Source organism: Acididesulfobacillus acetoxydans (genome assembly GCF_902729405.1).
Lineage (GTDB): Bacteria > Bacillota > Desulfitobacteriia > Desulfitobacteriales > Desulfitobacteriaceae > Acididesulfobacillus > Acididesulfobacillus acetoxydans.
This window is the reverse complement of the sequence record NZ_LR746496.1, coordinates 3,767,527-3,787,422: the sequence shown is the minus strand read 5'-3', so window position 1 is coordinate 3,787,422 and position 19,896 is coordinate 3,767,527. Positions and strand designations below refer to the sequence as shown.

General features: G+C 53.7%; 16 protein-coding genes and 1 CRISPR repeat array (1 of these 17 only partly in view). Of the genes, 13 read left to right on the top strand and 3 right to left on the bottom strand.

The window, feature by feature from the left end; genetic code table 11:
• Positions 1 to 544: direct repeats of the CRISPR family, unit length 30 nt; unit sequence GCCGATAGCCTGCCTATGAGGAATTGAAAC; it reaches 15 nt to the left of the window's first position.
• A gap of 1,021 nt (positions 545 to 1,565) precedes the next feature.
• Genes cmr1 through cmr6 form a run of 7 tightly spaced genes read left to right on the top strand, consistent with a single transcriptional unit; the run spans position 1,566 to position 9,220 of the window.
• Entirely contained in the window at positions 1,566 to 2,477 is a 912-nt protein-coding gene (gene cmr1 / locus MNU25_RS16870) for a type III-B CRISPR module RAMP protein Cmr1 (RefSeq protein ID WP_240986132.1), read from the top strand.
• Positions 2,474 to 4,252: a type III-B CRISPR-associated protein Cas10/Cmr2 gene (cas10, locus tag MNU25_RS16865; protein ID WP_240986131.1), complete on the top strand. Its 1,779-nt coding sequence runs from the start codon at positions 2,474 to 2,476 to the stop codon at positions 4,250 to 4,252. The genes cmr1 and cas10 overlap by 4 nt, the downstream gene beginning before the upstream one ends.
• Positions 4,227 to 5,312, top strand: a complete 1,086-nt coding sequence (gene cmr3 / locus MNU25_RS16860) for a type III-B CRISPR module-associated protein Cmr3 (protein ID WP_240986130.1) — start codon at positions 4,227 to 4,229, stop codon at positions 5,310 to 5,312. The genes cas10 and cmr3 overlap by 26 nt, the downstream gene beginning before the upstream one ends.
• Entirely contained in the window at positions 5,309 to 6,493 is a 1,185-nt protein-coding gene (locus MNU25_RS16855) for a hypothetical protein (RefSeq protein WP_240986129.1), read from the top strand. The genes cmr3 and MNU25_RS16855 overlap by 4 nt, the downstream gene beginning before the upstream one ends.
• A 21-nt stretch (positions 6,494 to 6,514) precedes the next feature.
• Entirely contained in the window at positions 6,515 to 7,474 is a 960-nt protein-coding gene (gene cmr4 / locus MNU25_RS16850; RefSeq protein WP_240986128.1) for a type III-B CRISPR module RAMP protein Cmr4, read from the top strand.
• On the top strand, positions 7,452 to 7,880 hold the full coding sequence (gene cmr5, locus MNU25_RS16845) for a type III-B CRISPR module-associated protein Cmr5 (RefSeq protein ID WP_240986127.1): 429 nt from the start codon (positions 7,452 to 7,454) through the stop codon (positions 7,878 to 7,880). The genes cmr4 and cmr5 overlap by 23 nt, the downstream gene beginning before the upstream one ends.
• An 11-nt stretch (positions 7,881 to 7,891) precedes the next feature.
• Entirely contained in the window at positions 7,892 to 9,220 is a 1,329-nt protein-coding gene (gene cmr6, locus MNU25_RS16840; RefSeq protein WP_240986892.1) for a type III-B CRISPR module RAMP protein Cmr6, read from the top strand.
• A 44-nt stretch (positions 9,221 to 9,264) separates the two neighbouring features.
• Here cmr6 and MNU25_RS16835 read toward each other — a convergent pair whose 3' ends face one another.
• Positions 9,265 to 9,888: a LysE family translocator gene (locus MNU25_RS16835; RefSeq protein WP_240986126.1), complete on the bottom strand. Its 624-nt coding sequence runs from the start codon at positions 9,886 to 9,888 to the stop codon at positions 9,265 to 9,267.
• A 15-nt stretch (positions 9,889 to 9,903) separates the two neighbouring features.
• Complete coding sequence (locus MNU25_RS16830) at positions 9,904 to 10,386, bottom strand: Lrp/AsnC family transcriptional regulator (RefSeq protein WP_240986125.1); 483 nt, start codon at positions 10,384 to 10,386, stop codon at positions 9,904 to 9,906.
• A gap of 214 nt (positions 10,387 to 10,600) precedes the next feature.
• Here MNU25_RS16830 and MNU25_RS16825 point away from each other — a divergent pair, with 214 nt between their 5' ends.
• The gene (locus MNU25_RS16825) at positions 10,601 to 10,888 is read left to right on the top strand and encodes a helicase C-terminal domain-containing protein (protein WP_372503561.1); all 288 of its coding nucleotides are present in this window, start codon (positions 10,601 to 10,603) and stop codon (positions 10,886 to 10,888) included.
• Positions 10,889 to 11,719: 831 nt separating this feature from the next.
• Positions 11,720 to 12,079, top strand: a complete 360-nt coding sequence (locus MNU25_RS16820; RefSeq protein ID WP_240986124.1) for a hypothetical protein — start codon at positions 11,720 to 11,722, stop codon at positions 12,077 to 12,079.
• Between the two features lie 22 nt (positions 12,080 to 12,101).
• On the opposite strand, the gene MNU25_RS16815 is transcribed toward MNU25_RS16820, so the two are convergent.
• Entirely contained in the window at positions 12,102 to 13,313 is a 1,212-nt protein-coding gene (locus MNU25_RS16815) for an IS256 family transposase (RefSeq protein WP_240984366.1), read from the bottom strand.
• Positions 13,314 to 13,315: 2 nt separating this feature from the next.
• Here MNU25_RS16815 and MNU25_RS16810 point away from each other — a divergent pair, with 2 nt between their 5' ends.
• From MNU25_RS16810 to MNU25_RS16795, 4 genes are all read left to right on the top strand, one after another.
• A complete protein-coding gene (locus tag MNU25_RS16810; protein ID WP_240986123.1) occupies positions 13,316 to 15,298 on the top strand; it encodes an acyltransferase family protein in 1,983 nt (660 codons plus the stop codon).
• A 385-nt stretch (positions 15,299 to 15,683) separates the two neighbouring features.
• The gene (locus MNU25_RS16805; protein WP_240986122.1) at positions 15,684 to 16,394 is read left to right on the top strand and encodes a flavin reductase; all 711 of its coding nucleotides are present in this window, start codon (positions 15,684 to 15,686) and stop codon (positions 16,392 to 16,394) included.
• Between the two features lie 251 nt (positions 16,395 to 16,645).
• Complete coding sequence (locus tag MNU25_RS16800; RefSeq protein WP_240986121.1) at positions 16,646 to 18,154, top strand: VanW family protein; 1,509 nt, start codon at positions 16,646 to 16,648, stop codon at positions 18,152 to 18,154.
• A gap of 441 nt (positions 18,155 to 18,595) precedes the next feature.
• Complete coding sequence (locus MNU25_RS16795) at positions 18,596 to 19,873, top strand: NAD(P)/FAD-dependent oxidoreductase (RefSeq protein ID WP_240986120.1); 1,278 nt, start codon at positions 18,596 to 18,598, stop codon at positions 19,871 to 19,873.
• Positions 19,874 to 19,896: the final 23 nt, after the last annotated feature.

Here is a 19,896-nt window from a genome sequence, read left to right as displayed (position 1 = left end):
TATGAGGAATTGAAACTCGGAGAAACCGTCGAAGTCGGCGGAGTCATCTACGGGCCGATAGCCTGCCTATGAGGAATTGAAACCTTAAGAAAGGTCCCTTCCTCATCTTGGAAATAGATGCCGATAGCCTGCCTATGAGGAATTGAAACCGTGGGACAGATCGCATCCCGCCTTCGTCCCGGCGGCCGATAGCCTGCCTATGAGGAATTGAAACAAATGGGAGCACTTAAAGGGGGTGTAGCCGAAGACGGCCGATAGCCTGCCTATGAGGAATTGAAACATTCTCACCCCCGTGTATCTTACCCATCCCCGCGTATCGCCGATAGCCTGCCTATGAGGAATTGAAACTTTCGGATCCAAACGCATTCCGAATATCTTCCATTGCCGATAGTCTGCCTGTGAGGAATTGAAACCGCTCATACGCGCGGAATTGTTCCAGTGTCATTCCGCCGATAGCCTGCCTATGAGGAATTGAAACCTCCGCCTGCTCCCTGGTCAATTACAACCGCGACTGGCCGATAGCCTGCCTATGAGGAATTGGCTTGAAAATAGAATACTCTTAGGAGACAAAGGGGTGGGGTTACGCGTAAAAATTCCCTGAGGGCAGAGCCAAAGCAGGGAGGAAAACCGAGACCGGAGGCGAATTAAAGAAATAGCAAACCGGAAATAGGCATAGCAAGGCTAGGATCCCGATTGGCTTCGGGTCCCATTGAGTCTTCGAACTCGTTAAGCTTGCTCGCGGCCTTAGGTCTCGGTTTGCTGTTTATGAGGGCGTCCACGGCGGCGAGCGACTGGCTCCGTGGTCGTGGGGCGTTTTTCTTCTGGGGTTTTGGCGGAACGCCGTTTCTTAGGAGTCGGTACTAGGTTAAAGCTATTACAATTCGTTTCGGGAATCTTTTGGGTTTTAGAAGGAGAAGGATCTGCAAGAGGAGAGAGTCGCCTGGGAGGAAGAAGGGGAAGTATCCTCTGGAGGGGAGGATTCAGACAGGTTGTCGTTTTCGCCTAGGTTGGCTAGGAGAGCGAGAGTTGAAGATAACTTACTCAACTCAGGTAAGTCTTGAGGAGGTATCTCGGGAGCAGATGTTGAGTTTGAGGAAACAGGCGGAGAAACAAGCTTGGCAAAATCAAACATTTGCTGGCGAATAAAAAGTGCGTAAATGATACGCACGAGCTAGTTTTTCTGGCGGGCGGCTGCCAGGCCACTTGAACCAAAGCAGAGCGCGGGTAGCGGTTCGCCTTGCGGATTGCCGCCAACTTCGACTTACCGGCGCTGATGTTGTCACCCAGACGATGTGGCCGACAGCCAGCATATGCCTGCCGAGGGGCCTCTCAAAAGTCGTGCTAATGATCGTGCTTGAACGGACGTTGGCACTGACAGTTTGTAATGGGTTACGTGCGGGAATTCCGAAACATTCGAATTTTCCGGGGAGAGATGGAGGAATCATGAAATTATTGTAGAAAGAATAAATGATGCGGTCAGAAATTACCTATGCTGAGCCAAAAGTGATGACGATGCGCCTATGATTATCTTTATCTGGGCTGCTGCAGATTGAGGAGGTGTTCATTTGGCCATTCTTGATTTCCAATACCGGACGGTGTCTCCCTTGTTCCTTTACGGAGCAGGGTCCGCTTTGCCGGAACTTCGCGCCCCCTCCTTTAAAGGAATGCTACGGTTTTGGTGGCGGGCCGTGCAGGCGGAGGACGATATACAGGAGCTAAGGAGAAGGGAGGGAGAAATTTTCGGCGGAACGGGTACTGGGGAAGGCCGGAGCAGCTTTTCTCTCCGTATAAAGAGCGGCGCTTTTGGGCCGGTGATGAAGTCTCTTCTGCCCCACCACGACCTTCCGACGTATCGTGGGCAGAGGCGACCGAAAGTGAAGGCCATTGTTAACCATTCGTTTCAACTCATTCTGTCTTACCGAGACCTGCCGCAGGGATTCTCGCCGGATCACTTGCGGGCACTGGTTGAGCTCTCTGCCTTGCTGGGGGGCGTGGGAAAGAGAAGTCGGAGGGGTTTTGGGTGTTTCCAAATCATGGCCTGCAATGGAAAGGCTTCCGAGCTTCTGAATTTGGCAGAACGGGTTTCTCTTCGGAAGGCGGTTTTAGACCGAATGAATCTTCTCTCCGGGGGCAGATACGGGGAGAGTGATCAAATCATCAGACTGCGGGAAAAGTGTTCCGCTCATTATCCTTATGTTGAGGAAATCAGGATAGGGGAAGGTACGAGGAATCTTGATGTGCTGCTCACGACGGTTGGGTCCAGTTCACACGGCAATGACTGCGGTTATACGGGCATGGGCGGGCCGAGAGGGCGCCTGGCCTCCCCCGAATATGTCTCTATCGTGCGGGGGGGCGCTATCACCTGGCCGGTGATTACTTCACTTCATCCGGTCTTTGATCCGAAAAAAGAAAAGCCAACGGCCGATAAAAGAGAGGAATTTCGAGCAGCGATTCTGGGGGGAGCGGGGGAAACGTGAAAGAGTATTTATTTTTGTTTACTGTCACACCGGTGCAATTGTTCATAGCCCAAGCGCGCAAGACTCAAGATCTGTGCGCCGGCAGCGCCCTCCTCTCTCACTTTTGCCGCCGGTGCCTGCATACCGTTCAAGAGCGCTATCAGGGACAGATTGTTTTCCCTTTGCCGGAGATGGAGTTCTTGCCGAACCGGTTCTTGGCAGTGCTTGAGGGTGAAGATGATGAATCGATGAGAGAAATCGGTGAGCGGCTGGAAGAAGACCTGCGCTCGGAGGTGCGCCGGATCGCCGAAGTTATTCTAGACACGCTTAATTTACCGGAACCCGGGGGTGTCCGGCAGCAGACTGAAGATTACTTCCGCTTTTTCTGGGCCTTCTCTTCCCTGGAGTGCGGCTATGAAAAAGCGTACCGGTCGGTTGAGCGTCTTCTCGGACAAGCCAAAAGCGTCCGTCCCTTTAAGCAGTCGTCGTCGGAGCCCGGACGAAAATGTTCGCTGACCGGAGAGCAAACCGCTTTGTTCTATCGGAGTAAGGGGAGACCTCCGGCGTACCTCTCCAAATCTGCACTGAAGCTGCCTTCGCATGTACCTGCGAAGTACATGGCCGAGGGGGAAGCTCTTGGGGCAGTCGGGTTTATCAAACGTTGCGCGGAGTTGTACCTGCGGGATCAAGCTTCCGGGGCGGAGCGGGGGAACTCCTTTCCCTCGACTTGCCGAATCGCCTTAAGTGACGCGTATGCCAGGTTAGCGGACAAAGATGCTGCGCTGGCAGAGCAAGTGGAAAAGGATTTTGATGACGAGCTGGTTTTTTACTTCAAAGAGATAGGCGCTTATCCACAGGGAAAAATGCCCTCTCCGCCGAGCCCGGTGGCGGCGAATGACTGGGCGGCCGCTTGGGGCGTCTATACCGGTCTGAAACGTTATGAGATTAGATTTTCCCCCTACTATGCCATTCTCGTTTTCGACGGGGATAGCATGGGTAAATGGCTGTCCGGGCAAAGGCTGACGCCAGGGGTTTCCCTGCGGGATTTTCATCGCGAGTTGAGCCTGGCGCTGTCTCAGTTCGCTCGCCGAGCCGCGAGAGATATACTCGTCAATTCGCGGGGAGTGACGGTTTATGCCGGGGGGGACGATTTTCTCGGACTGGTCAACCTGTCCTCTTTAATGGAGATCCTGAAAGCGTTAAGAAGCGAATTCGACCGATTGGATTTTTCCGCTTACAGTCCTGATAAGTTAACTTTTTCAGCCGGCGTGGCAATCGCCCATTATAAGACCCCTTTGGGTATAGCTCTGAACTGGGCGCGCCGAATGGAAAAAGAAGCGAAGGAGCCTGAGAGCGGGAAGGACGCCTTAGGACTGGCGGTTGTAAAACATTCCGGTGAAACAGTTAAAACGGTGGGCCCATGGCGTTCGGGAGACGAGACTTGGCTTACCGACGATATTCAAGTGATCCTGAAAAATCTCGATGAGGATTTTTCGGACTCTTTTATCACGATCTTCGGCAGGGAATTTCGTCCCCTGAGCCAAGAACAGGACGACCCCAAAAACACTTCGGGACATCTTGACGAGATGGTTCGGAGTGAGCTGAGACGGTTGCTCCTTCGGTCCTATTCAGGGGCGGAACAAGACAAAAGGACCCGAAGTGATTTGCTGTGGAACGTGCTCTCCCGGGATTATATCCGCCTTAAACGTCTGGATAGTTTCCTCGATTTTCTCGAAGTCGTACGCTTTTTGAGCAGGGAGGCGGTACCGCGTGTTATTAAAAATCAAGGCGCTTGATCCTCTCTTTTTTCGTGACGGTAAGCCTTTTACGATGGGAGAGGATTTTTGGGCGGAAGGGTTTTTTCCGCCGTTCCCTTCTGTTTTTTATGGGGCTTTGCGCACGGCTTTTTTTGCCGAAAATCCGTCCTTTCTACCGAATGCGACTACGGATAAGGATCCTACTCTCAATTTGCGCATCCGCTCAATCCTTCTCATGAATGGGGAAACAATTTACTTCCCTTGCCCGCTGGATGTCGTGAAGGACAAAGAAGAGACGGAGGTCCAAAGGGCATATCCCTTGCAACTGTCTCCGGCCGGGAGGTCTTCCAACTATTTTCTACCGCAGGTTTTAACCGTACCCGAAGGTCGGGAAGCCGAGACGCTGAGCGGAGCACTGCTCGAACGCCTGACATTTATAGACTACCTCTCCGGGTCACAGGAGGCGCTCCCTTACCGCATGATATCGGAGTTTGTGACGGAGGAGCCGAAGATAGGAATTACGTTAGACCGTCAGTACCGTCGGGCGGAAGGGCACAAACTTTACCGCATAGGGATGAAGCGCCTTGCGCCGGACCGTGGTAGTGGTTTAGCGACGAAGGAGACCTCTTTCCTGGTGGACTATGAAGGTTTGGAACTGCCGAACAAGGGATTTATCAGGCTAGGCGGGGAAGGTAAGGTGGCTGGCTACGAGACGATCGAGCGGAAGTGGCTTCCCCAACCGGCGCCGTTCGGGGAGAAACGCTTTAAGCTCTATTTGCTGACTCCGGCGGTTTTAGCCAACGGGTGGCTGCCGGAATGGCTGAATGAAAAGGATTTAACTGGGAACTACCGGGGTTTGTCCCTTAGGTTATTAACTGCGGCCATTGACAAGTATGTTTCGGTAGGCGGCTTTAACATAAAGGAAAATAGCCCGAAACCGATGAAAAGGGCGGTGCCTGCCGGTAGTGTTTACTGTTTCGAACTGCTGGACGGGGATCCGGAACAGGTGCAGGATATTTTTCACTATAGGCCGATGGAGGAGAATTCCTATAGCCGGGAAGGGTTTGGTACGGTTTTGGTAGGAGGAGTGAGCACATGAAAAGGATCATCACGACAGTCGGTACGTCGATTTTCTCCAATTACGACAATGAGCGGAAAGACATGAGGGATCACCTGAATGGGATCAAGGGGAAAAGGCACAGCCGTTGGCAGGAGAACCAAGAGCGTATTGAGGAGATTCGGAAAGCCGTATCACGATGGATGGCGGGAAATCAGAATGCTTCGGCCGAAATCAGCAGCACTTGGAAACTAAAAGAGCAATTCGCGGAGAATTGTGAGGTTCATCTCCTTTGCAGTGATACGATTGAATCTAGGCTGGCGGCGGAAATGGTGCAGAAGTATTTCAATACCCAAGGGGAGATACCGGTCTTTTTTGATCCGGATGATGATGTGATTAAAGGTTTACAGGTACTGGATGCCCATACCTTTGCCCAAGAGGGAATGGTTAACCTGGTCAAGCGCTTTAACGTTCTAGCGCTGGAATGTGGTGAGTTTTTCACGGATGACTTGGTACTAAATATCACCGGCGGCTACAAAGGGACAATTCCCTATCTGACTCTTCTCGGTCAGGTCTATAACATCCCAATCTATTATCTTTTTGAAGATACCCATGAGCTTCTGAAAATCCCGCAGGCTCCGGTCGATATCTCGTGGGGCCTTTTCGCCAAATACAGCGAATTATTTAAGGAATTGGCGAAGGGCGTGGAGGAGAGTTGGGAAAACTATAAGCGCTTGCATGCCGTTGAGGACGACTTTAGCTCATGTGTCGAGGAGATTAAGGACGACGGGTCGGCCATGATTGCTCTGAATGCGGTGGGAATGATATTTTGGCAGAGATATCAGTCCTTTTTCCTGGTCTATATGCCGCGAGGTGGAAAGTACTGGAGTGAAGAGAAGACGAGAAAAAAGGAGTTGCTGCAATCATTGCAGAGGCTTTGCAAGAAGCTGGAGGATTTAAGAGACCGAGGGGTCGTCCTGGAGCTCTACAATGACAAGGAGTTGAGTCATACGCGAATAAGAGATACCTTTGTCTTCAAGGACTGTTCCGGGCGTTTCAGAATCCAGTATAAACCGGAGGGGGAGAACCTGAAAATCTACAACTACTTTTATATACAAGATAATTCTACTGACAAACTCTATTCGAAGTGGATGGAAGAGCAGTACGACAGCCTGAAAGAAGGAAAATTTGATCAGGTTCCTTTACAAAAACCGCGTTCTTGACAAGAGGGAGGGGTTAACAAGATGTACAAATTGGCGAGACCCGTTTTCCTGTTCTGCGAATCGTCAGTCCATGCCGGCAGCGGCAGCGATCTTGGCATTGTGGATCTGCCGATCCAGAGAGAGCGCCACACCGGCTTTCCGAAGATCGAGGCTTCCGGGCTCAAAGGGAGCCTGCGAGACGCCGTGAGACGAAGGGAAAGGCTATATTTTCAAGGGCGTGAATTAAGCGGGGAGGCAAGGGAAGAGAGCATGGCCCTCGTTTTCGGTCCTGAGACCGGCGGAGAATACGCGGCAGCCCTGGGTTTAACCGATGCCCGGGTTCTGCTGTTCCCTGTGCGATCTGTCAAAGGGGTCTATGCCTGGGTCACCTGTCCCCAGGTTTTGGAGAGGTTTAAAAACGATCTGCTCCTTGCCGATGTTGCCCAGGCGTGGGACGTACCAGCGACAAACTCGACGCCGGATGGGTGTTCTCTCTACGTTGGGGCAAAGTCAGGGAAAATCGTTCTTGAGGAGTATACCTTCGAGGCTCGGCCCGACGCCGCTTGCAGCCGCCTTGCGGGCTGGCTCGCTGAAGTTAGTTTGCCGCAAGGGCCTTCTTTTGACTACCTGCGCAGTAAGATGACCCGGGATCTGCTGGTTCTGAGTGACGACGATTTTAGTGATTTTGTCCAAATGTCGACAGAGGTCATAACCAGGACGAAAATCGACCAAAAGACTGGTACGGTTGAGAAAGGAGCACTTTTTACCGAGGAATACCTACCCGCGGAGACAGTTCTTTACTCACTTGTTTTGACGGCACCGGTCTTTAATGTCAAGAAGGGTGTCTTCACAGACGGGGAAAAGGCAGTTTTAAGGTTTTTTCAAGAAAACCTGCCGCCGCTAGTACAGATCGGCGGGGACGCGACGATTGGCAAGGGGCTCGTAGGTCTTGGGGATAATCTCTTGGAGGTGAAGGACCATGGCGAACAAAGTTCAAAATAGAGTTTCGCTGATTGAGCAGGGCCGCGCCGCACGGGCTTACGAGATGGTGGAAGAGGCGAAACAAGCTTTGGGAGTTGACGACAAGAAATACAAATCCTATGTCAAAAAGATTCCCATGCTGATCAAGACCAATGGGTTGGCGGCTACTCTGGCATTTGTCCGCTCAAAAATGGGGACGGATTCAAAGCAAAGAGCAAAGGAAACACCTTATGGTCGGATTTACAGCCAAATTGCGGCTTGGTTGCGGGAGAAGGAATTATTGACGGAGGGGAAGGATTTGGTTGAAGAGGTCATAACCCTGCCGTCGCCCCAATACCGGTCAGTTACGGTGGAGGTCTTGGGCCTTTTCAGTTGGCTGCGGCGCTTTGCCGAAGGGTTAATTGAGGGTGAGCCTGAGGAGAATTGAGGGTGGGAGAGATGAATCGTAAAAGATTAAGGATATTTCAGTTTTCCTGTGAACGGGGAAAAGGGATCATACTGGGTGAAGATGGGAAAAAGTACAGTTTCGATCTGGCTTCGGAGAACAATCAGCTTAAGAATCAGCTTGCTCTTGGGGCCGAAGTGGAGTTCACCGTGATCCGTGAGGGAAACCCGAGCCAAGTGAATGCTGTCAGTCTTTGCAGGGAGGAGAGAACTCCGGTTCACGAATATAAACGTAACGAGAAGGGGATTCCGCCCCTCAGGCCCCAAGCGGCGGCGCAGGGTGGACCGCGCAGAGGGGATGCGGAGATGAGGGCAGGCGCGGGTAACTGGAATATGAACGGGACACAGGGACGGCGGGAAGGAGGGGGTTATTTTCCCGCGGAGCGTGAGGTTCCCCGGTATATCCCCCGGGACACGAGAGAGCTTCTGGCAGAAAGTGAAGTGAAGTTTGAGAATTATTACTTGCGGCTGAACAAATTTCCACTTGTCCAAAATGGCCGCAAAGGCGGGGCTGAGAAAGAAAGATTTGTCGTCGTCCAGCATGACCAGAGGGGACTCTTGTCCGGAACTCTTGCCCCCGAGTTTTCTTTCTGTCGGTTGCCCGAGATCCTAGCGCGGCGGGAGAAGAGTATTTTGGACTTGGGTTTCGAAACCCTGAGTTTTACGGCAAAACCGGAGTGGAGGGTGGTCGTCGGCTTAGGTGGCGCCTCCGTCTATGAAACCTCGATTACTTTGCACCACCTCTACGGCTTTCCTTATCTTCCGGGAAGCGCGGTGAAAGGCGTAACGCGCTCCTGGATCTGGGCGGAACATTTTGCCGAGCGGGAGGGAAGGGAGCAGGAGGAACCCGGGTGGCAGGACGAGAGCGCGCAGGAGGAGTCCGGGGGAGAGAAGTCCGGGCAGGAGGAGGCGCGGCCGTGCAAAGCCGGGCAGGACGAGGGATTCATCCGTCTCTTTGGCGGTAAAACGGAGGACAAGAAGGAGATCCGGAAGGGAAGCGTCCTTTTTTTTGACGCCTTCCCGCTGGGAAACCCTGAGATTGAAGTTGACGTCATGACTCCACACAACGCGGATTACTATGGTTCAAAGAATAAGGCCCCGGCGGACTATTACGAGCCCAATCCTATTCTTTTTCTCACGGTGGGAAAGAAGACAGAGTTTCGTTTTACCCTGGCCATTCGAAAAGAGGACAATGTCGAAATAAAATCTGGGTGTTTCGCCGGCAAGAGAGTTTTGGAGGTGGCACGTACAGGGTTAGAACAAGCTTTGAAAGAGCAGGGGATAGGTGCCAAGACAGCGGTCGGCTACGGTTTCATGTCCTGAGTGACGTGTACGGGGGTGGGCTGGAGGTGTTGGAGTCGCGAGCATCAAGCGACGACGCCGGAACTTACGATGCCGAAGATTCCGAACCCGATAATGATGGCCGCGGATAATCTGCCAATCCACACGAGGGCTGATCTATTGAGTTTTCCTTTAAGCCGGGCGGCAACGCCACTCAGAATCAGCCACCAGAGAGCGCTGCCAAGGAAGACCCCGCTCACGGTTAAAGTGGCACGCAAGTATTGGTGGGAGGAGTTGGCGACGCCAAGCGCGGCAAACACGGCCACAAAGGATAAGATGGTCATGGGATTGGCGAGTGTGAGTACAAAGGTGGACAGATAGCTCCACCACAATCCGCGCACAGGGGTTTTTGTCTGCGCGGCCCGTTCAGCGGGCCTGGCAAAGAGGCCTTTTATTCCTAGCAAAAGCAATAAAGCGCCGCCTGTCAAATGAATCCATATTCGCTGGTCCATCAAGAAGCTCGATACAAGATTAATGCCGAAACCGACTATGCCGCCGTACACAGCGTCCGCCGTGGCCGCACCCAGACCGCTTAGGAACCCGGATATTCGACCTTGCATTAGAGTGCGCTGGATACACAGAAGGCCAATCGGACCGACCGGAGCGGCGATTGACACGCCGATGATGAGGCCCCTCAAAAGAAAATCCATTAAACCGACTCCCCTCTACTTCCGAGTCGAAACATCAACCACGTGTTCCGGAAACATCGGAAGCACGGGAGTCTCTTTGTGGGTGCTCATCACAATGGTTGTTCGAGTTCTTGCGACACCGGGTATGTCTTTAATCTCTTCGCTGACCACCCGTTCCAGGTCTCGCGTTCCCCGACATCGCACCTTCAGAAGGTAATCATCCTCTCCGGCGACATGGTGGCACTCCTGTATTTCTCGCATCTCCGAAATTCGCTGCAAAAAGGGATTCCGGTGTTCCGGACGGTCCAAGGTAACAGCCACGAAAGCCGCCAGACCACAACCCACGGCTTCGGGTTCGACGAGAGCCGTGAATCCTCTAATTACCCCTTGCTCTTCTAGCCGATGCACCCGTTCGGCTGTGGCTGGGCTTGACAGTCCTAGACAGTTGGCAAGTTCTGCCCAGGACGTGCGGCCATTCGTCATTAACTCAGATATGGCCTTCAAATCAATCGAATCCAATCAAGTTCACCTTCGTTTCATTTGCTTACGCCATCATAATACTACGATTAGAAACAGACGGCAAGCCTATACAATAAGTCAGTTAGTTTTTTAGCCGCCGCCCAAAGAGAGCAGTTTTTCCTGCCCGTTGCCGACCGCGGGGATTGGGGTTATGCGGAGAAAGCGCGGCCCGCCCTCCTGCTGAAGGCCTTGCGGAAGTTCTTGGGAGTGGCGGGTGGGCTTACCGCAAATCTATCCGGAACGCGAACTCATCCGTTCTTATTATCAGGAGAGTTCGGGGCAAGGCTTTGAATTTGCCTATATGTATCGGGGATTCAATAAGGTGTTGCGGGCTGCGGGGCGGGTGATCCGGACGAAGACGGACCGGGGAATCGTGATGTTAATCGACGAGCGTTTTGGGTGCCTCGCTTATCGGAGGCTCTATCCCCGCGAGTGGAGCAAAGTCCGGTACGTATCAGGCACGCGGGAACTCACACGGCTGCTGGAAGGTTATTCCAGTTAGCGCGTAGGACCGGTACGTATCAGGCACGCGGGAACTCACGCGGGCGGTCCGGGGGTTTTGGGGCTGACTAAGCCGAGGGTCCCCGTCAGGCAGAAGGTGGCTCTGGGGGTGGCTAAAGGTTGCATGAGCCACCTGAGCACAAACGGTCTCCGTCTGTCAGAAGTGACTCCGGGGATCATGGAGGGCGGTCCGAGCGACGTGCGATATGCCGGTTGATCCTACGTGCGGGCGGCCGGGGCTTCTCGTAGCTAAGCGGGTGAAAGAGGGAGCCGAAGCATAGCATGCCGGTGAGAGATGCTTCGGGGGTGTACAGGTCGGTGAAAAAGGGATTGTAAGCTGAAAATGGGTTGGAGTTTTGTGGCAGCCTGTTGGTCTTTTGAGTAAAGGTCAACAGGCTTATTTTCTTTTCCGTAATTTAGCGCCGGCGTAACCTTTCCGTAAGTATTTTTAAGGGTTCTGTAAAGTACCGGGGAGAGAAACTTGATATTCTTGAGGGGAAAAAGGAGAAAGAGGTAGTACTATTGGATATTTGGGGTTGTCCGGGGGCTGTAGAGTCCGCGCTCGAGTAACGAGCACGCTAGGGGTGACGAGTACATCCGGGGTAACAAGCGCGTCAGGGTGGTGTTCGCGCCCAGAGTGGCCTTTGTGTTCGGGTTAAAGTTCGCATCCGTAGTGGCGCCCGTGTCCGGGGTGGCCTCTATTTCAAGTGTGGGGCCGGTGCTCGGGGTGATAGTTCCGTTTGGGGTTTGTTTTTGACTGTGACATGGGAAGAAGATATTCCGTTATTAAAGCGAGAGGGAATTTTTCGGTAGAACGTGGGGAGTGAAGAACGTGAGCTTTGGCAAAGAAGTGAGTCCCAGCCCAGACGGATTTGAAACGGTGTCCGGCGCCAAGCCGCATGAGGAACGCCGCCGACTCGGCGGCAGGCGGCACAAGGATCGCCGTTACATGCCGGGTTTGGATGGATTACGGGCTTTGGCCGGGGAATGTAAATTATTTTGTGTAAATGGAATCTTTGCTCAAACGATTTTTGGGTTAGAATATAGCTGGCTCTTGCCAATCTGGGAGGGCAGGGCTCTGCTGGAGAGCAACCTGAGCGCCCAGCTGGTTTCTGCCGGAGGAAATGGGAACTGTCTGTTCGAGGTTTCCCTTTCCAACTCCATTTCCTCACGGGCAGAACCAAGGCGATAAACTCCAGGGGCGAAGCCCCTGACTAGAGGGCACCGCTGAGCCGGTCCCCATATTGTATCGCAAACTGTGAGATACATTCTGCCCAATTTTGAACGGGCATAGTCCATTTCTTCGTGATTTCCATGGTTGCCAGGTAAACGATTTTTCGTAGGGCATCATCCGTGGGAAAAGCCGTTTTCGTTTTCGTGATTTTCCGCAGTTGTCGGTGATAGGCTTCCACTGTATTGGTTGTATAAATCAGCCGGCGGATTTCTCGGGGGAAAGCAAAGTAAGTGGTGAGCTCCAGCCAGTTGTTTTCCCAGGAACGAATTACCAATGGAAATTTCTTACCCCATTTTTCTTTGAACATTTCGAAAGCAAATTCGGCTTCATCCAAAGTCGCCGCTTGGTAAACCTGTTTTAAGTCAGCCATCACCGGCTTTCGATCTTTGAAGGAAATATACTTCATGGAGTTGCGAATCTGATGAATCACGCACAGTTGAATCGATGTTCGGGGAAAAACGCTGTTTATGGCCTCTGAGAAGCCTGTCAGCCCGTCTTTGCTGGCAATTAGGATGTCTTCTACGCCCCGATTCTTTAAGTCGTTGCAGACACTGAGCCAGAAGCTGGCAGTTTCACTTTCGCCAATCCAGATTCCGAGAATATCTTTACGGCCTTGTACATCCAGGCCCAAAACAGAGTAAGCGGCTTTGGTGACAATCCGATTATCTTTGCGAACCTTGAAGTGAATCGCGTCCAGAAAGACGATGGGATAGATACGCTCAAGGGGTCTGCATTGCCATTCTGTGACGAGTGGCATGACCTTGTCCGTGATTTTACTGACCAACTCGGCTGAGACATCAATGCCGTAGATATCGCGCATATGGGCTTCAATATCCCGAGTCGACATGCCTTTGGCATACATCGCGATAATCTGTTGTTCGAGTTCACTGGCGTTTTTCTCGTACTTCTTGATGATGTGTGGTTCAAACTCGCCGTTGCGATCCCGGGGAATCGCCAGTTCTGTTTCACCCATACGTGTTTGAATGGTCTTTCTCGAATATCCATTGCGGCTGTTGCCTGAATTGTTGCCCTCAACACTATGTTTTTCATAACCAAGATGGTCGCTCATCTCGGTTTCCAGAATCTCCTGCAGGGTGCGTCTGAAGAGGTCTTTGAGCGTGTTGTGGACGTCTTCGACGGTCTTACAGTCCTTGGCGACTTCACGGGCTAACCGGTCTTTAACATCTTGCATAAATGATCAACTCCTTATTGGTAGTTTTAACCATTTACACAAAACTTCATACGTCCTCTTTGGCCGTGTTGGCGGTGATCGCATATCATCTTAACTTAGCTTGTCTTCCGGATGGGCTTTTGGGGGTGGGTCTGTTTTTCGTGCTCTCCGGTTATCTGATTACTGATCTTCTCGTAGCGGAATGGAAGCTCAACGGCCGGATCAACCTGAAGAACTTCTGGTTGCGGCGCGCCCGCCGCCTTCTGCCGGCTTTGTTCGTCATGCTGGCGGGAGTGGTGGCCTGGCAGGCGCTTCTCGATCCTTCCCGCCTGCGCTCTTTGTGGGAAGACGTGCTGGCCGCGGTTTTCTATGTCAGCAACTGGTGGTTCGTTTTCCACCACGTGTCATACTTCGCTCGCTTTGGCCCCCCTTCTCCTCTGGGGCACCTCTGGTCTTTGGCGGTGGAGGAACAGTTTTACCTGATATGGCCCCTGCTGCTCTGGTTGGGCCTGCGTTTTGTCCGAAAAAGGGGGCGCTTGGTGGAACTTATCTTGCTTGGCGCGCTGGGTTCGGCCTTGGTGATGGCTTTGCTTTATCAGCCCGGCACCGATCCCAGCCGCGTTTATTACGGGACAGACACCCGCGCTTTTGCCTTGCTGATGGGTGGGGCGCTGGCTCTGGTCTGGCCAAGCCGGAAACTCTCTCCGACTTTGCCGGCGAAGGGCCGCTTCCTGCTTGACCTGGTTGGGGTCGTGGCGCTCGTGGCCGTGGTCTACATGATGGTGGCAACCAATCAATACGAAACCTTTCTCTACCGGGGCGGGTTGGTACTTTTCTCCGCGGCGGCCCTCGTACTGGTTGGGGTATTGGCTCACCCGGCCGGCCGCTTGGGCAAGATTTTCGGGGGACAGCCCTGGCGCTGGCTGGGGGAGCGCTCCTATGGCATCTATCTTTGGCATTACCCGGTGATCGTGCTGACCAGTCCTGCCGTGAATACCGGTGGGGTGAATGTTGGGCGTGCTCTCGGACAAGTGGCAGCCAGCGTCGCTTTGGCCGCCTTGTCGTGGCGTCTGGTGGAGGAACCGATCCGTCATGGTTACCGGAAAAGGAAGCGCCACCCTTCGCTAAGCTCGAAAGGGCATGGGGAGCACGTATCGGTCAGCGGCTGGATCACTTCAAAAGGGGCATGGTTATTACTGGGGATATCCTGCCTGGTCATAGCGGGGGTCATCTTCTTCACGAGAACAGACCTAGCCTCTGCCATCTTTGGTGCTCACTCCGGGGGAAGGCCGGCGGCTGCCGGCGCCGCCGGGTTCCTGGCGCAGCCGTGGATGCCGAAACCGGGCCAGGCTCCGGGACTGGGTTTTCCGGGAAAAATCGAGCCGGAACACCCCAAAGAGAGTGCGTCATCCGGGTCGACTTCCCCGGCATTGACCGGGCAAAAGCCCCCTGCCCAGGAACCTGCTGCCCCAGGTGGCACTGCTTCCACTCCCCACCCTGGGGACGGTACTGACGGGGGAGGCGCAGCGTCTGTCCCACAGGCGGGCAAAGGGGTCACGGCCATCGGGGATTCTGTGATGGTGGATGTCGCACCTTACCTAAAGCAGCGTCTGCCCGGTATCGTCGTGGACGCCCACATCGGCCGGCAGTTGTATCAGGCGGGTCCGGTGGTGGCTCAACTTAAGGCCCGGGGCGGCTTGGGACGGCGGGTGATTATCGAATTGGGCACAAACGGCCCTTTCACCAAGGACCAATTGACCGCGCTGCTGCGCTCCCTGGGTTCTAGGCAGATCATTCTTGTAAACACCCGGGTGCCTCGCCCGTGGCAAGGGGTGGTCAATCAGACTTTGGCTCAGGTCGCGGCGGGTTATCCCCATACGACTTTGGTGGACTGGTATGCGGCCAGTGCCGGGCATAGCGATTACTTTTACCCGGACGGGGTTCACCTTAATCCCACCGGGGCTGAGGCTTACGCCGCACTGCTGGCGAAAGCGATCGGTGACTAGGCGGCGGGGCTAATATCGCACTCTCGTGATAAACTATTGCACTCCACTGATGCCAACGTCGGGGGGTCTTTGTTTGGCGGATTCCGCTGCAGCGGGGTGCTCCCCGGTGGAACTGACGCAAGAAATAGGGGAGGGCGCCTTGCCAAGGGAACAGAGGTGATGCCCTGCCAAGGGAACAGGGGTGATACCCTGCCAAGGGAACAGAGGTGATACCCTGCCAAGGGAACAGGGGTGATGCCTTGTCAAGGGAACAGAGGTGATACTTTGCCAAAAGAAAAAAGGGTAGCACCTTGCTAAAGGAAAGGGTTGCTAAGAAGCGAAATCTGTCGATTCGTGCTATACTTGGTTCTATTAGCCGAGAAATCGGGGCAAGGGAGGTCATAGCGTGAAACAATGGCGTTGTACGATTTGCGGGTATATTCATACCGGTGAGACTCCACCGGATGTATGCCCGGTGTGCGGGGCGGATTCGTCGTTTTTTGAGGAAGTAACGGCCGGAGCTGAGGAAGGCAGCGCAAGCGCCGCCGGATTGGGAAAGGCGGAGAGAAACTCCGAAGCCGGAACCATGAGAGCGGAAGGGGTTACTCCGGGGGTTCGGCCGGCGGGCAGCGGCGCCGGGGAATCTCTCGTCAAAGGCGGCCCGAAACAAGCGCTGCACAAGATCACATATGGGTTGTTCATCGTATCTTCCCGCCGCGGTGAGGAGATTAATGCCCAATGTGCTAATACGGTCTTTCAAATCACCTCTGAGCCGGCAACGGTAGCGATCGGCATCAACAAAAGCAACTATACCCACGATTTCATAGAAGCGAGCGGGGTGGTCGGGATATCTATTCTGGATCGCCAAGGGCATAATTTAGCCCGCCGTTTCGGTTACCGCTCCGGCCGAGACGGAGATAAGTTTGCGGGGATCCCTTATCGGACGGGAATGACCGGGGTACCGTTGCCGGAAGGCTGCCTGGGCTTTTTGGAGGGAAAAGTGAGGGATAAGCTGGATTGCGGTACCCATACTCTCTATTTGTTGGATGTGGTTAACGGGGGGCTCTACAGTGACGAAGAACCGATGACATACGGTTATTTCAGGGCTTCAAAATGATCCGATCAACCGGCTGCGTCTGTCGGCAGAAGGCAAAAGGGTAGGTTCATCCAACGGTTTTCGATGCCATAAACCGCGCCGTGCACAAAAACGGCGCCTCTTTGCGTTTCCCCGGGAAATCCGATAGCTGATTTATACGACTTTTTCGGCAGACGAAGTTTACAAAAGTTTAATGAATGAAGTCTATTGTAGTTTGAGGTCAGAGGAATTACAATTTGAGATAAGGTGCTTTTGCCTGAGGAGGAGAAGGAATGGACGACGGCAGTAATTACGAAGGACGAGGTACCGAGCGGCCGGTGGATCCCAGTCATTTAACCCGGCGGGAAGTTGCGGTCGCAGGGGAGGCAGCGGGGTTGCCTCTGAGGGAACACCGACGCAGGTCCAGAAGACACAGAAGAAGTCCTTTGGTTCGTTTTCTCACACATAAAGTCACATTATCGATTATTATCGTCCTAATCCTTGTCTTGGGGTCCGGAGTGACCGCCTTGGCCGTGTATACGAGAGATACCGGTGTCTTTATGCCCGGTCTTTCGGTGGCGGGGATTAACGTGGGAAATATGACCCAAGCGGCGGGGCAAGCGCGGGTCAATCAAAAAATCGCCGGGATTCGCTCGCATGTCGTGAAGTTCGAGGTCGAGGGGAAGACGCTGAAAAGCACACTCGGGGATCTGGGGCTGACACTCACGGCGGACAAAGCTTTAACTGAGGCGTATGCCGTGGGCCGGCAGGGAAACCTGATCGAAAAAGCAGAGCAGAAGAAAGCAGCCTCGCAGGGGATGAGCTTTGACCTGAGCACAGCCTGGGACAAAAAGAAGTTGTCCCAGGCCCTGACGAAAATGTTCGCACCCTTTGCTGTCGCGCCACATGATGCCTCTTTTACGATTACGCCTCAGAACACGATGAAGATAACGCCGGACAGTGCCGGCAAGGCCGTTGATATCACGGCCCTGGCCAAGCAGGTACAAGGACTGGATACTTCGTTGCCCTCAAACACGCTTAAGGTATCGTTTACCCAAGAACCGCCAAAATTGACTGCTGCGACTTTGGAAAAAGAAAAGATTACGGGGCTCTTGGGTTCTTATACCAGCTATTTTGACCCTTCCCAGGTCGGCCGGACGAAAAATGTCGGTCTGGCCGCTGCGGCTATCAACGGGACGGTGGTGGCTCCGGGAGCGGTATTTTCTTTCAATAAGACGGTGGGCGAATGCACGGCGGCGAAGGGTTATGTCGATGCTTATATCATAGTCAACGGACAGTTTGTGGAAGGCCGGGGCGGTGGTGTCTGTCAGGTTTCCAGCACGCTCTATAACGCGGTCCTCTATTCCGACCTGCGCGTGACGCAGCGCACCAATCACGACCTTGTTATCTCGTATATGCCTTTGGGGCAGGATGCCACGGTTGCTTGGCCCGGTCCGGACGTGCAGTTTGAAAACGACTCCGGGGGGTATGTTTTGATCCGGACGAAAATGGGAACCGACAGCCTGACGATCAATTTCTACGGCCAGGCCCAGCCGGGTCGAAAGGTGGTTATTAAAGACTACCCAACTCCGGTTCCTCCCCCCGTGCAGACCGTGAAAGATCCCTCCCTGCCCGCGGGGCAACAACAGGTGAGACAGCAGGGTGTTCAGGGGTACAAAGTGACGACGACCCGTACGGTTCTGCTGAACGGCAAAGTGGTGAGCACGGAAAATCTTCCTTCGAGTTACTATGCGCCCACACCCACAATTGTCGCGGTCGGACCCGATAAAACGGATAAATAAAGGAGCGTCAGAGCGAATTTAGCGCTTCTGTACAAGAATCGTGGTGGGAACCATCTGTTTATTATTTGCGGTTGGTTCCCCCTTTTTTCGTGATTTTACCTATCACAGTTCGAAAACGGGCCTTTTGCACTGAAGTTTCAACAACGGTGGTGCGGCACTATAGGGTACATGGGACCCACTCCCACTTGTAGAAGTGGGGTCTTGCAATTTGGGTAAATACTAAATTAGAACTATTGCAAACGATGTTGGGACAGTGTTATAATCCTGAGGAAGACTACCCGCAGTAGAGAGTGGATACGCCGAGACCGACGGGGGGTGGGTATACTAAGGCCGACGGAGAGTGGGTACGCTAAGGTTCAGGCGGGATGCCTTGGCTCAGGTCGACCGGGTGCGGATGCCCCGAAGCAAATAGGCCGAAGCAAATAGAAGGAGGGAAAGGTCATGCAAGGAAGCAAGAAACCCCGGGTTTTGGTGCTGGGAGCGAACTTTGCCGGATTGACTACAGCTCGGTTTATCCGGGAGCAGTGTGGCGGGGCTGTCGACATTACGGTCATTGATCGTAAGTCTTACTTGGTCTTCGTGCCGAATATCCCCATAGAGGTGTTCGCCAACCGCGATCCGCAGAATAGTCTGCACATGCCGATTGAACATGTCCTGCACGGTGATGGGAGTGAGTTTATTCAGGCGGACGTCCGGGCGATTGACGTGGAAAACTCGCAGGTGGATTTTGTGGTCACGGAGCGGCCGGGGGCGCCGGTAGAACATATTCAATACGATTACCTGGTGGTGGCATTGGGCGCCCGGCTGGCTTATGATCAGATCGAAGGCTTTGGGGAATACGGGTTTACCCTGTCGGATACTTACTACGGCAACCGGTTCCGCCGTTACCTGCACGAGGGAGGATATAAAGGAGGTCCAATCGTGATCGGTTCCGCCCGCTTCCATCAAGGGAGCAAGGGCAAACCGGACTGGCTGCCTACGGCCCTGGCGGCCTGTGAAGGTCCGCCGTTAGAGATCGCCCTGTCAATGGGTGCTTGGTTGGAGGATCATTCTTGGGGCGGTCCGAACAAGATTACTTTGTTTACGCCGGCTCCGGTTATCGCGGAGGATGCCGGAGAGGAGATCGTCTCGAAATTCCTGGAAATGGCCGGGAACATGGGGTATCATTATGTCAACAAGACAGAGGATATCAGGCGTTTGACGAAGGATGGGATCGAATTTGCCAATGGGACCAGTTTGGAGGCAGAAGTCAAGCTCGTCTTACCCGATTGGAAGGCACATGATTTCATGAAAGATTTGCCGATTGCGGACGAGGAGGGCTTTGTGGTCACGGATCTGACGATGCGCAGCCCGGATTACCCAAAGATTTTTGCGGTTGGGGACGCGGCGGCTTTGACCGTTCCCAAGCTGGGAACCCTGGGGGACATGCAGGCCCGGATTGTGGCGGCGCAGATCGCCAAGGACTTGGGGCGCCTGCCGGCGGAGAGTGCGGCAGAAGTGTTTAAGCCGGAGGTCATCTGCATGGGCGACATGGGCCGGGACAAGGCTTTTTACATTCATTCGGATGTGTGGTACGGGGGCAAGACGAGCATTCTCAAGATGGGGCGCATGATCTTTGCGCTGAAGTTGGCTTTCAAAGAGATGTATTACAGGACGGGCGGTAAGCCGTCGCGCTGGGGGCTGCCCTTAACTGAACTGTTGTCTGAGCATGTGTTCTAGAGCCGGTGGAGATGCCCGGCGGG

Excerpts from the sequence above, each read along its gene's own strand:
- MNU25_RS16855 (WP_240986129.1), top strand. The coding sequence starts at position 5,309 with ATGAAAAGGATCATCACGACAGTCGGTACGTCGATTTTCTCCAATTAC.
- cmr4 (WP_240986128.1), top strand. The coding sequence starts at position 6,515 with ATGTACAAATTGGCGAGACCCGTTTTCCTGTTCTGCGAATCGTCAGTC.
- cmr5 (WP_240986127.1), top strand. The coding sequence starts at position 7,452 with ATGGCGAACAAAGTTCAAAATAGAGTTTCGCTGATTGAGCAGGGCCGC.
- cmr6 (WP_240986892.1), top strand. The coding sequence starts at position 7,892 with ATGAATCGTAAAAGATTAAGGATATTTCAGTTTTCCTGTGAACGGGGA.
- MNU25_RS16835 (WP_240986126.1), bottom strand. The coding sequence starts at position 9,888 with ATGGATTTTCTTTTGAGGGGCCTCATCATCGGCGTGTCAATCGCCGCT.
- MNU25_RS16815 (WP_240984366.1), bottom strand. The coding sequence starts at position 13,313 with ATGCAAGATGTTAAAGACCGGTTAGCCCGTGAAGTCGCCAAGGACTGT.
- MNU25_RS16810 (WP_240986123.1), top strand. The coding sequence starts at position 13,316 with ATGATCAACTCCTTATTGGTAGTTTTAACCATTTACACAAAACTTCAT.
- MNU25_RS16800 (WP_240986121.1), top strand. The coding sequence starts at position 16,646 with ATGGACGACGGCAGTAATTACGAAGGACGAGGTACCGAGCGGCCGGTG.
- MNU25_RS16795 (WP_240986120.1), top strand. The coding sequence starts at position 18,596 with ATGCAAGGAAGCAAGAAACCCCGGGTTTTGGTGCTGGGAGCGAACTTT.